The organism is Lacrimispora indolis DSM 755, assembly GCF_000526995.1.
GTDB classification, from domain to species: Bacteria; Bacillota; Clostridia; order Lachnospirales; family Lachnospiraceae; genus Lacrimispora; species Lacrimispora indolis.
This window is the reverse complement of the sequence record NZ_AZUI01000001.1, coordinates 5,032,926-5,046,528: the sequence shown is the minus strand read 5'-3', so window position 1 is coordinate 5,046,528 and position 13,603 is coordinate 5,032,926. Positions and strand designations below refer to the sequence as shown.

Annotated in this window: 11 protein-coding genes; 1 reads left to right on the top strand and 10 read right to left on the bottom strand. The window is 46.2% G+C overall.

Going from position 1 to position 13,603, the window contains the following annotated elements; all coding sequences use genetic code 11:
* Positions 1-8: 8 nt before the first annotated feature.
* The 4 genes from K401_RS0124560 to K401_RS0124545 form a co-directional block, all read right to left on the bottom strand.
* The gene (locus K401_RS0124560; RefSeq protein WP_024295435.1) at positions 9-1,403 is read right to left on the bottom strand and encodes an ABC transporter substrate-binding protein; all 1,395 of its coding nucleotides are present in this window, start codon (positions 1,401-1,403) and stop codon (positions 9-11) included.
* A gap of 130 nt (positions 1,404-1,533) precedes the next feature.
* Positions 1,534-2,442, bottom strand: coding sequence for a carbohydrate ABC transporter permease (locus tag K401_RS0124555; protein WP_024295434.1), 909 nt, complete (start codon positions 2,440-2,442; stop codon positions 1,534-1,536).
* Positions 2,442-3,308, bottom strand: a complete 867-nt coding sequence (locus K401_RS0124550; protein ID WP_024295433.1) for a carbohydrate ABC transporter permease — start codon at positions 3,306-3,308, stop codon at positions 2,442-2,444. The genes K401_RS0124555 and K401_RS0124550 overlap by 1 nt, the downstream gene beginning before the upstream one ends.
* Positions 3,309-3,318: 10 nt before the next feature.
* Positions 3,319-4,419: an ABC transporter ATP-binding protein gene (locus tag K401_RS0124545; RefSeq protein ID WP_024295432.1), complete on the bottom strand. Its 1,101-nt coding sequence runs from the start codon at positions 4,417-4,419 to the stop codon at positions 3,319-3,321.
* A 474-nt stretch (positions 4,420-4,893) separates the two neighbouring features.
* Between K401_RS0124545 and glmS the strand changes: the two genes are divergently transcribed.
* On the top strand, positions 4,894-6,711 hold the full coding sequence (gene glmS, locus K401_RS0124540) for a glutamine--fructose-6-phosphate transaminase (isomerizing) (protein ID WP_024295431.1): 1,818 nt from the start codon (positions 4,894-4,896) through the stop codon (positions 6,709-6,711).
* Between the two features lie 154 nt (positions 6,712-6,865).
* On the opposite strand, the gene K401_RS0124535 is transcribed toward glmS, so the two are convergent.
* From K401_RS0124535 to K401_RS0124510, 6 genes are read right to left on the bottom strand one after another with little or no spacing between them, the layout of a single operon-like run.
* Entirely contained in the window at positions 6,866-8,080 is a 1,215-nt protein-coding gene (locus K401_RS0124535; RefSeq protein ID WP_024295430.1) for a phosphopentomutase, read from the bottom strand.
* Between the two features lie 37 nt (positions 8,081-8,117).
* Positions 8,118-9,281 (bottom strand): YhfX family PLP-dependent enzyme, encoded by a 1,164-nt coding sequence (locus K401_RS0124530; RefSeq protein ID WP_024295429.1) that lies wholly within the window; start codon positions 9,279-9,281, stop codon positions 8,118-8,120.
* Positions 9,282-10,376: an aminotransferase class V-fold PLP-dependent enzyme gene (locus K401_RS0124525; protein WP_024295428.1), complete on the bottom strand. Its 1,095-nt coding sequence runs from the start codon at positions 10,374-10,376 to the stop codon at positions 9,282-9,284.
* Between the two features lie 13 nt (positions 10,377-10,389).
* A complete protein-coding gene (locus K401_RS0124520; protein ID WP_024295427.1) occupies positions 10,390-11,259 on the bottom strand; it encodes a phosphotriesterase family protein in 870 nt (289 codons plus the stop codon).
* 33 nt (positions 11,260-11,292) lie between these two features.
* Positions 11,293-12,276, bottom strand: a complete 984-nt coding sequence (locus K401_RS0124515) for an amidase family protein (protein WP_029695253.1) — start codon at positions 12,274-12,276, stop codon at positions 11,293-11,295.
* A gap of 13 nt (positions 12,277-12,289) precedes the next feature.
* Positions 12,290-13,600 carry a YhfT family protein gene (locus K401_RS0124510; RefSeq protein WP_024295425.1) on the bottom strand — a complete coding sequence of 437 codons (1,311 nt, stop codon included), beginning with the start codon at positions 13,598-13,600 and terminating at the stop codon, positions 12,290-12,292.
* Positions 13,601-13,603 lie beyond the last annotated feature (3 nt).

The window sequence follows — 13,603 nt, the reverse complement described above, 5'->3', positions numbered from 1 at the left end:
ATTGCTATTTAGTTGTTAATAAGATTATAGTCTTCAATGGACTTATTAATGCTATCTGCCATCTTTGCAACTGCATCTTCCGGGGTGCCTTTGTTGTTGATCATGTTTTCGATCTCTGTTTCCACGATCTGCCTTGCTTCAGGGAATATGCTGAGAAGCGCTCCTGCGGACTGAGGTGTGGAATCATGAAGCTGGTCAATGGCTGTTTTAAACTGGGGGTATTTTGCAATGTTATCCTTGAATACAGCTTCATCGTGAGCGGCAACCGTAACAGGAAAATAACCGGTCTGGGAATTCCAGTAGGCCTGGCTTTCCGGGGAAACAAGGAATTTTACAAATTCCCATACAGCCTGCTGTTTTTCTTGGTCCTCATTATTCAATGCCCATAAGGAACCTCCGCCAATGGAAACACCTCCTTTATCGTCGTCACTCACTTTTGGAAAATATGCGGTCCCCACTTCAAATTTGCCGTTTACATCATTTAATATCTGCTTTAGTGAGGCGGTGGATCCCAGAGTCATGGCTGCCTTGCCTGCACTGAAATCGGCAAGTCCCGCATCTCCGCCCCGTCCCACATTGGGAGCATACCCTTTGTCTGATAAGTCCTTCCACGCTGTCAGGGTCTTGGCACCGGCTCCGTTTTTATCAAAATCCACAGCCGTTGCCGCTGCCTCTCTTCCGTTTCCGTTATCAGCGTACTGTGCCTGCTGCTTGCAGGTAAACTGTTCAAAGAACCAGCCGTATATGCCTAATGAGATCACCTCTCCTGCTCCGCCCTTGTTGATGAGATCATCACCGATCTTTTCAATGCCCGGAAGGCTGTCAGGGATTTCCGTAATGCCTGCCTTATTAAAAATATCCTTGTTATAATAAAGGATGGGCGTTGAAGAGTTAAAAGGCATGGAATACAAGGTGCCGCTTACTGTGTAATAGGCAGCAATGTTTGGCTCAACCTGGCTTAAATCCCATTGATCCGCATCGATCAGCTCCTGCATGGGAATGACCCAGCCGGAATCGATCATAAAGCGGGTGCCAATGTCGTAAATCTGTACCAGATCAGCGCCCATGCTGCCAATCTGAGCACTTTTCAGCTTGTTGATGGCATCGTCATAGCTTCCCTGGTACTGGGCCTCTACGGTAATGCCGGAAGTGTTTTCTTTATTGAAATTATTTACAAGTGTATCAATGGCTTCCCCGTTTACGCCGCCCATGGAATGCCAGAAGGTTATGGTGGTGCCTTTCGGACTGACGGTGGTTTCCGCTGTCTGGGCTGCAGTTGTCTGGGGTTGTGCTTCGGACGAACCGCCGCTGCTGGTTTCTGTTCCTGTCTGACTGGCGCAACCGGACAGCGCTCCCGCTGCCATCATGACCGCCATACTCATGGCAAGTACTCTTTTCTTCATCTTCTTTCCTCCAAAATTTATTTTTTCTTTATGAAATCCGATTCGCCTGTTGGCTCATCGAACGGCTGACTTTCTAAGCTTAAGCGCACTTTACTTTCTTCCGCCGAGAAAATCATGCCTCTGAACCAGGTCAGCCTTTGACTGCACCTGAGAACATTCCCCTGATCAATTGCCTCTGCCCTGCAATGAAAACAGAGATGGATGGAATGATGATCATGACAACCCCTGCGATCATCATGGATATGGACTGAGAGTCCACGCTGTCTAACATGCCGATCCCGATCTGAACCGTTCTCATGCGGTCAGAGCCGGTGACCAGCAAGGGCCACATGTACATGTTCCAGGCATTGATAAAGGTATAGACGGCCATGGCCCCGATGGCTGATTTGGTAAGCGGGATCAGGATGCTGTAAATGAATCTTAAGTTGGAGCAGCCGTCAATCCTTGCCGATTCAAATAGGGAAATGGGAAAGGATTTATAAAACTGACGGAAAAGGAAAATTCCCATAGCTGAGGTGAGATAAGGGATAATCAACACCTTATAGCTGTCAAGCCATTTTAATCCGCTTACGGTTAAGTAATTTGAGATGATGGTGGCCTCTCCCGGGATCATCATGGTGGCCATGACAATCATAAACAGAAGGTTTTTTCCCTTAAAATCCAGAAATGAGAAAGAAAATGCAGCCAGGGAACAGGACAGGATCTGCCCGAAGGTAATGCAGCCTGCCACAAAAAAGGAATTGACGATAAACCGGTTTAAGGGGATTTTAACCATTGCCTGACGGAAATTCTCAAGGGTTGAATGATCGGGGATTAAGTTCATCTCTGTTGTGAACAGCTCGCTGGAGGGCATGAGTGCAATGCTGACCGCATACAAAAGCGGAAGCAGAATAAAAACGGATACAGCCAGGTTTACGATCACCAAAGCCAGCTTTCCCGCTCTCCTGCGGAAAATGGCTTTCTGGCTGGCGGACCGCTTCAGTTTTTCCAGCTCATCCCGGTCCATATCTTTGACTGCTGCAGTAATGACGGATTCCATCAATAGCTTACCCCCTTCTTTTCCAGATGGAACATACATAAGGTGAGAATCATTATTATGACGAACAACAACACGGACTGGGCGGCTGCGCTGCCAAAACGGTAGTTGAAAAAGGCATCCCGGTAAATCGAATAAACGATCAAGTTTGTAGATTCTCCAGGTCCGCCCTGAGTCAGAACCTTAACCTGTCCAAAGGACTGGAATGCCTGAATGATATTGACTACCAGGGTGTAAAACATGATAGGGCTTAAGCCTGGAAGAGTCAGGCGGAAAAATTTCTGAAGGCCATTTGCCCCATCCACAGAAGCCCTTTCATAAATGGTCTCATCAATGTTGCTTAACCCGGCGCTGAAATAAAGAAAGTTGATTCCGCTGTTCAGCCAGGCAGTCAGAAGGGCCACACAGGCCAGGGCATACTTGGGATCGCTGATCCAGTTTATATGAAATCCCAGAAGCTTATTTACGATACCAATGGAAGGGTGAAGCATAATTTTAAATATCATGGCTGCAGAGCTGGAAGCAATTGCCATTGGAAGGGCGTAAGCGGTGCTGAATATCCGGATCCCTGGAAAGGTTTTGCTGCAAAGAACTGCGGCAATGAGCCCTAAAAGCATGCTCACCGACACAACGATAAGAACAAAAATTGCCGTAACCAGAAGGCTGTTGAAAAAAGACCGGGAATTTAAAAGGTCCTTGTAGTTTAACAAACCGACAAAAAGCTTAGCCTGCCCCATTTTATTGGTCTTGTAGAGACTTAAATATATAGTCTTGAAAAACGGGAAAAACAGGAATACTGCAAATATTATCATAGCCGGGACCATATAAACATAAGGCCCTGCTTTCTTCACAATTGTTTTTATGTTCATAAGAAAACTCCTAAACGTATAAAATATTTTGTTCTGTATCCATATCGAAGAGCCTGATCCGGTCCATATCCGCGTAAACAGGCAAACTCCCGCCTGGTTCTGCCTTAACATTGGGGGTTAACCGTGTACATACCTCTGCCCTTCCGATCCTGCCATAAAAAAGCACTTCAGCACCAAGAACCTCTTTCATTTCCACGTTTAAAAGAAGCTTCTCTTCTTCCGGTCCGGATTCATGGAAATCCTCTGGCCGGATCCCTAAGTAGACACGCCTTCCCACATAGCCGCCTTCCACCAGCCGTTTTGCACAGTTTCCATTGACAAAGAGCCTGTTTTTACTGAATTCCAGGCAGATCCTCCCCTCTCGACCCGCTACCCAGACCGGCATGAAGTTCATGGATGGGGAACCGATAAAGCCTGCCACAAATTTATTGACGGGATTCTGGTAAAGGTCATTTGGAGATGCTGCCTGCTGGATCACTCCGCTGTTCATGACTACGATCCTGGTGCCAAGAGTCATTGCCTCTACCTGGTCATGGGTGACGTAAATGATGGTCGCCCCCAGTTCCCTGTGTATTTTGGCAAGCTCCACCCGCATCTGAGCCCGCAGCTTTGCGTCTAAGTTGGATAAGGGTTCATCCATCAAATAGGCTTTTGGCTGGCGGACAATCACGCTTCCAATGGCAACCCGCTGCTTCTGCCCTCCTGAAAGGGCAGAAGGCTTCCGGTCAAGCAAATGGCTGATATGAAGGATTTCTGCCGCACGGCTGACTCTTTTATCTATTTCTTCCTTTGGAACCTTGTGAACCTGTAATCCAAAGGCCATGTTCTGGTAAACTGACAAGTGGGGGTAAAGGGCATATGACTGGAATACCATGGATAAATCCCTGCTTTGAGGGCTTGTCATATTCATAAGCTGACCGTCTATCCATAATTCCCCGGAAGAAATATCTTCAAGCCCTGCTATCATACGCAGCGTTGTGGACTTTCCGCAGCCGGATGGGCCTACCAGGATCAAAAATTCCCGGTCTTTGATATCAAGATTAAAATCCTTTACAACGGTCTGGCCATTTTTATAGGTTTTACATACATTTACAAAAGACAAACTTGCCATCAACTTTTGTTCCTTTCTGCATATCTTAATCTCATTTTATAGAAGCCATGTAAAATGAAAAAGGAACTTTTCGTAAAATGAATGTAAATCATGGTATTGACGCACAAACGATCACAGGATATAATAAACTAGATTTATGAAGGAGGCATAAATATCAATAGCAAAGCTAAGCGCCATGCACCTGTTGATACGATCGTGAACATTTTTCTAGGAAAAATGGTATCAAAGGTTGACGAGGTGAAGGGTTATCGAATTTTCGGCGGATGCCCTTCCATGCCCCTCCGGGCGTGTATCTTACGTGAAATATGCGGGTAACTGCAAAACAAACACGTTGGAACCGGAGATATAATTGGATGTGATAATGGACAAAAGCTGCCGTTTTTTAAAATTGAGGCCAGACAGCTTACTTTTTGTCTGCCATTTTTTAAGGACAAGAGCAAAACTAAAACGAATATATAAGGAGATTACGAAATTATGTGTGGAATTATAGGATATACCGGACCTTTAGACTCTAAAAAGATATTGATTGATGGATTGTCCCAGCTGGAATACCGGGGTTACGACAGCGCAGGCGTTGCCCTTTTTATGGAGAATTCCCATATACGCCTGGTCAGACATACAGGAAAAGTATCTAATTTAAAGGAAGAATGTAAAAAAATCACAACAGTGTCCCATTGCGGGCTTGGGCACACCAGATGGGCAACACACGGAGGTGTGACAACCCAGAATACTCATCCCCATCAGGCCGGACGGGTCACCCTGGTTCATAACGGCATTATAGAAAATTATCACCAGCTGACCCTTGACTTTCATCTGCAAGGAAAACTTCGTTCCGAAACCGACAGCGAAGTGGCTGCCTGGGTTTTGGAAAGCATTTACCAGGGAGATCCTGTGGAAGCCATTTCAAAATTTGTTTCTTATTTAAAGGGTTCTTACAGCTTTTGTGTGATGTTTGAGGATCATCCCGGTGAGATTTATGCCATCCGAAACGTCAGCCCGCTGGTAGTAGCCTATACCCGGTCCGGTTCTTTTGTCGCATCGGATCTAACTGCTCTCATTCCTTATACCAGGCAGTATTTTGTGGTTCCAGAAGATCATATTGTGAAGCTTACCTCCTACAAGGTCCACCTTTACAACTTAAAACGGCAGGAAGAAGTTCCTGAGATCATGGAGGTAAACTGGAACATGGATGCCGCCATGAAGAACGGATTCCCTCATTTCATGCTGAAAGAGATCCACGAACAGCCGGAGGCTCTTAAAAACACCATATTGCCCCGTCTGGTTAAAGGGCTTCCGGATTTTGGCGATGACGGCATTCCGGATTCCGTGTTAGAACAGTGCAGCCAGGTTCACATCGTGGCATGCGGAACTGCCATGCATGCAGGGATGGTGGCCAGGGCTCTTATGGAACCGTTACTGAGGATTCCTGTTACAGTTTCCATTGCTTCCGAGTTCCGTTATGAGGAACCCCTTATTGATGACAAAACCCTGGTAATCATCATATCCCAGTCAGGGGAAACCATCGACACCCTGGCTGCCTTGCGGCTTGCAAAAGCCTTCGGCGCTGCCACTCTTTCTGTTGTCAATGTAAAAGGCTCCACCATTGCCAGGGAAAGCGACTATGTCCTTTACACCCATGCAGGACCGGAAATTGCAGTTGCCAGCACTAAGGCATATTCTGTACAGCTGGCTGCCCTTTACATGGTATGCTGCCGGATGGCCTTTGTCCGAGGGAAATATAGCCATGAAGAAGCCGAGGATTTTATAAAAAAGCTCCTTGATGCCATACCGGCCATGGAGGCCATGATTGAAAAAAGAGATGAAGTAAAGGCTTTGGTGACCCACTTGATCAATGAGCCGGATGCCTTTTTCATCGGGCGGGGACTGGATTACGCATTTTCTCTGGAAGGTGCCTTGAAGTTAAAGGAGATTTCCTATATTCATGCGGAAGCCTATGCCGCCGGGGAATTAAAACACGGAACCATTGCTCTTATTACGGATCAGGTTCCTGTTATTGCCATTGCAACCCAGGAAAAGATTTTTTCAAAAACCATTTCCAACATCCGGGAAGTAAAGGCAAGAGGCGCATTTGTGATTTTGCTGACAAAGGAACGATCAAAGGTTGAGCCTGGGATCGCTGATGCTCAGATCAATATTCCGGAAATAGGCGACAGGTTTACGGTATTCCCCATAGTGGTTGTCCTGCAGCTTATTGCATATTATGCTTCTGTGGGAAAGAACTTAGATGTGGATCAGCCCAGGAATCTGGCTAAGTCTGTGACTGTTGAGTAATTTCGCCGGGAAAGAAAAAAACAGGAAGGAAACGGCAAAGGCTGTTTCCCTCCTGTTTTTATCTTATAGAAAAGTTCTCTGAACTTTCCTGTCCGCCGCAGACGCAAGGGTCTGCGATGCAAATCTGGATTCTATAAGCTTTAGTTTCAAAACTTCACTCTTTTAATAATGATAAAAAGGATTTGCCGTTTTCCGGAGGATTTGTGTTAAAATAATCACAAACAGTTGCACCAATGTCTGACAAGGTTTTTCTCCTTCCCAGACTTCTTCCTGTAATACCTTTTTTATAAACCAGAAGGGGGACACGTTCCCTGGTGTGCTTGCTGTGACCGATATTGGGGTCATTTCCGTGATCAGCCATGATTACCAGAATGTCCTGGGAAGACAGCACAGGTAAGAGTCTGGTGATTCCCTGATCTGCGATTTCCAGAATCTTTTTGTAAGTCGTAGTGGACTGGGAATGTCCGGCCAGGTCTGTCTCCTGCACATTGGTACATAAAAATCCATGATTCAAGGCTTTTGTTTCCCGAAGCGTTAAATCCATCACTTCCTGAGTCGGTACGCAGGAAATACTCAAACCTCCATCGTTTAATACAATATCCGCTACTTTTCCAATCAGAGTGCAGTCAAAACCTGCTTTTGTCAGAATCGTAGGTGCCTGTACCTTCTGATCCACTCCATACCCCAAATGCCTGCACTGGTAGCCTTGTTCGTAGGATTTGGATTTTGCAGATGCAATGCCGATGAAACGGCCCTGCTTTACTTCCTCAGCATTCCAAAGGTCTTCCATGGTATTTCCGGTTCCGCCAAAGACGATCACCCGGCCTACGGTTACCACTTCCCTTACCTTTCTGGCTATGGCATATTCCTCTTCAAAGGAGATCAGATCCAGGGGCGCCGTTACGTTATAACACATCCCTAAGTCAGCTTCCAGATTATCGGCTACAGTCACGCAGTGATCTACCAGCAGATAGCGCAGTCCCTGCCGTTCTATGAATTGTACCTGATGTCCATTTGCCTCCAGATGTGCTTTTACTTCTTCTGCTTTTTCCTGAAAGGGATGGACTTCCGGTTTTTTGGGAAGGGTTCCCATAATTTCCTGATGGCCCATAAATGTGTCTGCCCCAAAATGCATGAGTTCGCAGCTTCCGAAGTTAGCCTCAGGTGAGAATTTCATAAAGGCACTCTCCTCCCCATAGGCATTCATAAGTCCCAGCCTTTCCAGTGCCGGAAGCTTTAAATCAGGGTGGTCCCTTAAAATGCTCCTAAGGGTATTGGCTTTTTCATCCTCCGGCCTGGACAGCCTTGCATCCTCCATGGCTCCGATACCGAATCCATCTAAAACAATGACAATCAATCTTTTTTTCAAAATTTGCCTCCTAAGTGAATGAAACAGGTATGAAAATTTATGTTTCAATCTTTCTCCCCATGCTGTCATATATTCCAACGATTCTGGGTTTTTTCTTTTTCAGCCCTTCCACCAGCACCACATCTGACCGGGTAACAAAGATCTGGTAACGGAAAGCCATAATGACCGTATTACCTACATTTCCTTCTTTTGTCAGGCCAAAATGATAATCAATGCTGTCATCGGAAGGGGGAATCACTCCCATTGCCGTGGAATTTTCCAGACCAGTCCCAACCAGGGCTGATTTTACATGGGACCGCCTGTAATGGCCGCCGCCGTAACAATAAGCCTGCCCATTAAAATTGTGGGATATTTCACTTACATAAGTGACACAGGGAACTTCCGCCAGCATATGGTCCGCATGCATGGGAGTGGTTCCTGTCAGGCCATGGCCCGGCTCGGCGCAGTTACCTCCCAGCTCCCTGATCTTATTAAGCGTGTAGGTACAGGAAGCGGAAGGCGTATTGATAATGGATAAATGCAATCCCTGCTCCTTTAAAAGCCCTGCCGCCTGATTCACAGTCTCCATATTTTTGGTGGGGATTAAGTCATGGGAAGTTTCATCATATAAGAAACAGGGAAAAGACGTAACACCTGCGATCCTTACACAAGGATACCTGGTTTTGACACGCTCTGCCAGATCTTTTAATTCTTCAAGGTGGAACCCTGCTGTCTGTCCAGAGTAGATCGTATCCTGATCGCCATAAACACGAAGAACGATCTCCTGCAAAAGTCCCAGTTTCTTTGCCGCCTCATGGATCTGGCTGATCTTTTCCTCGGAATAAACTGTGATCATCCGTGGTCTGTATGCCACCAACGCCTCTATCTGAGCGGTAGGAATCTGCACCAGATGTCCGGCATTTGCGATTGGGATCCGGTGATCCATCATCACTCTGGCTTCCTTATAATCCACCACAACGGCACCTTCGTAACCCAGCTCTACCAGTTTTCTTGCCAGATAGGCATTTCTTCCAGCCTGCTTCAGCATAAAAAACAGCCGGATCTCCTTTTCCTTTGCCTCTTTTAACATAAAAGAGGCATTTTCCAGAAAGGTATCTACGTCTATCACATAAGAGTCCGGCTGGATCTGGCCGTTTTGATGAAGGTCAAAAGCCACTTTGATCAGTTCCGGGTTTCGTTTTATGGTCTGTTCTAAAAACATTTATATCACTCTTTCTATTGCTTCATTTATAATGCGTAAAATGGTATCCGTCCCGGAACGCATGGGATTTATGCGGATCATGCGTTTTTCCAGTGCTGGATCCGCATTGCGGAAAGTACCTGATATCCTGTAAAACATAGGAACCAGCTCATATTTTGATTCCGCACCAACCGGATTCGGCGCTGCCCCCAGCTTTTCGGCTTCAATAAGAACCTTTTCAGCAATGTTCTCATAAAACTCCACCAACAGTACCTTTGACTGGGCATTGGCAAGAAATGCCTGTTTTACATGAGGAATTTCACCTGCATTCAAACGCTTTACACATTCTTCATTTACCTGGGCCTGGATGGCCAGGGACACAGGCGCATAAACAAGGCCATGGAGTACATCCAGGGCTTCATGGCCCTGAACCTGCATGCCTCCGGAATAGCTTTCTTTCACAAGCTTTTCAATATAACATGCCTTCCCCACAATAACGCCTACGCCCTCCGGCCCCAACAGCTTAAATGAGGAAAAGCAGGAAAGGTCAGCTCCACACTGGATGCCGATCCGTTTTACTTTCATGGCAGCGTAGTTGTCATCAGTCAATATGGGAATATCGCTGCACTCCTTAATGGTCTTTACCACCTGGGTCAGATCGTAGCGGTCATCCGGCTTTTGCCGGGTGTATTGGATGAGGGCGCCTTTTATATCATTGTTTTCTTTCATCACCCGCCGTATATCACCCGGATCATTGAAATCAGCCTCTATGGCCGGAATATTCAGCATTTCCAAAGATGTGGCGGTGGTGTTGTAAACAGGTGCCTTATGCACCAGGATCTTTTCGCACGGATTTAACATGCTGTGAAGCCCAAACCGGATGGCACCGCTTCCGGCTCCTCTCACCAGGATACAAGCCTCTCCATCAAATAAATCTGCAATCACCCTCTCCGCCTTTTTTGTGGTGATTGGCTTATTAAGTCCCGGAACAACACCTAAATCTCCCCGGTTTAAAATTTCACGGCCGCTGAATTCTTTTGTGATACAATCAATCACTTGAAACTGCAGCCTGGCAGCCTCCTCCACGGAGATGCTGGATAAGGGATAAGTCTCCATATTTCCTGCCTCCTTATTTCAGAATCCGGTCCGGATTGTCAATGAGCAGCATATCAATTTGTTCTTCAGATAACCCATATTCTAAAAGCTGCGGAAGAAAGGTTTCAAACAGATAGGCGTAACCCAGACCTCCCCATTTTTTTAGATGGGATTTTCTTGTAATATCCATAGACAATACCACCTGTCCCAGAAATCCTTCTTTTGCGATCCGCTTTAATGTTTCTGCACGAAACCGGTCAGGACAGTAATTGTTTTTTCCCACAGTATCAAATCCAATGTTAACGCCTTCCTTCAGTACCGAAAGAATGTAATCTGAGTCCTGGGAAAGGTCTAAATGACCGATGATGATTTTTTCCGGCTTTACCCCTGCTTTTTTTAGGTATTCCGCCTGCTCCAAAGCCAGGGTTCCCAGAGTGGTATGGGTGGTGACCACTGCACCGGTACGTACCGCCGCAAGAGCCATGGAATGAAACACTTTTTTTTCCATTTCCGTCATGGTTCCTTTGCTGGTTCCAAATTCTCCTATGACACTTGCCTTGATTCCAGAAGCTTCAATTTCCTCCGTCACTTCCTTTTCCACCAGTTTTGCCAGCTCCATTTCAGACATGGAATACACAAAATCCGGAAGAAAAGGCTCTTTATAAAAGCCGGTGGACTGCAAAATACGAATGCCGGTGGCTTTTTCCATCCGTCTTACATATTCCGGATTCCTTCCCATACCCATGTTGGTCACATCCAGAATGCGCCTGACACCAAGCTGATATAAGCCGCAAAGCTCTGCTTTTGTTTCTTCAAAGCAGTCCAGCCGGCAATCCTGGTCCTTTTTGACCCCTGATAGGTCTATGGTAATGTGTTCATGCATCAGGGTATAACCTTTTTCCATATTTCTCCTCCCAATGAATCAAGCCCTGCTTTTTTAGAAATACATATCAAAATTCATAAAATACCGCTGGATCAGCAGTGATCCTTTGCAGGTCAGTGACCTGGCCTTTTGGAACATGGCTATGATGTCCTCTGGTTTGCTCTCACAGATGAGAACGGTACAACACCCTAATTCCCTTGCAGGAATGGTCAGTGCTGATTTTCCGCACATGTTGGCAACCCGCATCAGTCCTTTTCCTGAATGAGCCTGGCATTGTTCTGTTTCTTTATCAAAATGGCCGTAAATGCTGTCACCCATGGAATTTACATCTACAGGTCCTTCCTTTGAAATCAGGATGGTATTTGGACTTAAGATTCCGTTTAAGTATTCAATCAATGGTTCCCGGCGGCCATAGATATCCGGCTGGCTTTCACTGGGAATTACTTTCCATTCCCAGCCGTCCTCTCCGTATACGGATTCCTCTGCCATGTTTATTCCAAGCAGTGGATTCAAAACCTGTTCCAGGGTTTGAAGATCCCTGGCAATGGCACCAATGCTTGGAGAAAACAGAATTCCGTCCGTGGAAGATTTTGAATACAGCCTCGTATGCTCCTGTTCTATTAATGGAGAGATGAAGCCAAAAAGATTGAGGGCAGCGGCAGGTGCCAGCACACTGCCGCCTCCGTCTGTTCCGATCCCAACATCATTGATCCCATAAAATACATTAAGGGCTGTACCGCTGCTGGAGCCGGTCATCCATCTTCCTGTAATGGGATTAATAAGCTGTAAATCCACCGCTCTTCCGCCCAAAGCCATTTTATCGTCGGTATGCGGCAGAAATCCCTTTTCTTTAAGACTCACTTTTAGTTTTTCGGGAATGACCGGGGTATCCTTGATTCCGGTATACCATGCAAACCCGTGCTCCTGAAGAGCCGGGGCAACCAGATCAATGACCAGGGGATAGACTTTGTTTACAGTACAATAAGGATTTTTAAGTGCCAAAAATGTTTTTTTTGCATAGGTTTCTATTCTTTCCATAACGATTCCCGGATTATTTGGGGGCCGGAACTGCAATGAGGCCGATTATGAGAAGCAGGTTCATCAATACTCCGAAGATGATACATGCCACAGGGCCCACAGCCAGATCTACAATCGGCTTTTTCGCTTTCTTATTTAACAGGAAGGCTCCGATTACAAACAATGCCCCTATTCCGGTGTATCCGGAAGAAGCGGCAGCCATTTTTTCTGCAGCAACAATACCGCCTGCCAGCAAACAAATTTCCAGAACCTTGTTCATGGATGTTCTCACATACTCTCCCATATCCTTGACTCCCGGGAATTTATCCATGTATTTTGCAAAAATATTAATAAGGAAGATCTCAGCCACCATGACTGCAAATCCCAGAACAAAAGCAATGATCGGATTTCCATGGAGGAACAGTCCCACTACAAATACAAAGGTGCAGCCGGCCGCACCGTACACACCTGTAACAATGGCGGTAGTAAATACCAGAGGGATAAAACCAATGGCTCTTGCCAGTGCGGTTAATCCTGCGTTGCTGTATTCCTGGCTGGCTAAAAGGGCCAGGGAAGCCGGGTCGCCGGCAATAATGGAAAGGCTGGTTCCCGCTGCAATCAGACCTCCCATAATGGCCAGCAGCAGCCAGTTTTTACGGATGCGCAAAATATTTCCCTCAAAGCCCTGGGTCAGCCCCTCATTGGTATGTTCCGTTCCTTTCTGCTGAGCGGCATAAAGGATCATCATGATCATACCTGCCAGCATTGCCATACCTTCTGCATTTAAAGAAACCTTGCCGGCACCAATGGCAAAGGTACCGAATTTTTTTACAAGAAAATATACCAATACGGTTACAGTTCCTGCAGTCATTCCCTTTTTAAATCCATGCTGATAAGCAATGCCAACTGCCGGAAACGCGGCAAATGCAACCGTTACATATCCTGAAACGCTTCCTAAGTCACTGGTAAAGTTATATGGCATATAGCTGAACAATTTCACAACAAACTCCAGACCTGCCAGGATCGCCAAACCATAAGCAGCTCCGATGACAGCGGAAAGGATCATCCCGTTCCTGCTGTTATTACAGAAAGACCCGATGATATCGGTAGTCAGCAGCAGACAATGGATCAGGATAATGCTGGCTGCAATGGATGTGGGAATACCAAAACCGATGACCAGGCCGAAACTGATGGCAAAGCTCATGGCAGCCAGTTCTTTCCGGCTGATTTCCCCGTTAAAATACTGTCCCACAATTGGCCGGAATCCGTCATTAAATACTGCGATCCCCTGATTGGACAGAACGGAAGCCAGTGCTCCGATTAATGCAATAACTATGTATTTCATATT

Excerpts from the sequence above, each read along its gene's own strand:
- K401_RS0124560 (WP_024295435.1), bottom strand. The coding sequence starts at position 1,403 with ATGAAGAAAAGAGTACTTGCCATGAGTATGGCGGTCATGATGGCAGCG.
- K401_RS0124555 (WP_024295434.1), bottom strand. The coding sequence starts at position 2,442 with ATGGAATCCGTCATTACTGCAGCAGTCAAAGATATGGACCGGGATGAG.
- K401_RS0124550 (WP_024295433.1), bottom strand. The coding sequence starts at position 3,308 with ATGAACATAAAAACAATTGTGAAGAAAGCAGGGCCTTATGTTTATATG.
- K401_RS0124545 (WP_024295432.1), bottom strand. The coding sequence starts at position 4,419 with ATGGCAAGTTTGTCTTTTGTAAATGTATGTAAAACCTATAAAAATGGC.
- glmS (WP_024295431.1), top strand. The coding sequence starts at position 4,894 with ATGTGTGGAATTATAGGATATACCGGACCTTTAGACTCTAAAAAGATA.
- K401_RS0124530 (WP_024295429.1), bottom strand. The coding sequence starts at position 9,281 with ATGTTTTTAGAACAGACCATAAAACGAAACCCGGAACTGATCAAAGTG.
- K401_RS0124525 (WP_024295428.1), bottom strand. The coding sequence starts at position 10,376 with ATGGAGACTTATCCCTTATCCAGCATCTCCGTGGAGGAGGCTGCCAGG.
- K401_RS0124520 (WP_024295427.1), bottom strand. The coding sequence starts at position 11,259 with ATGGAAAAAGGTTATACCCTGATGCATGAACACATTACCATAGACCTA.
- K401_RS0124515 (WP_029695253.1), bottom strand. The coding sequence starts at position 12,276 with ATGGAAAGAATAGAAACCTATGCAAAAAAAACATTTTTGGCACTTAAA.
- K401_RS0124510 (WP_024295425.1), bottom strand. The coding sequence starts at position 13,600 with ATGAAATACATAGTTATTGCATTAATCGGAGCACTGGCTTCCGTTCTG.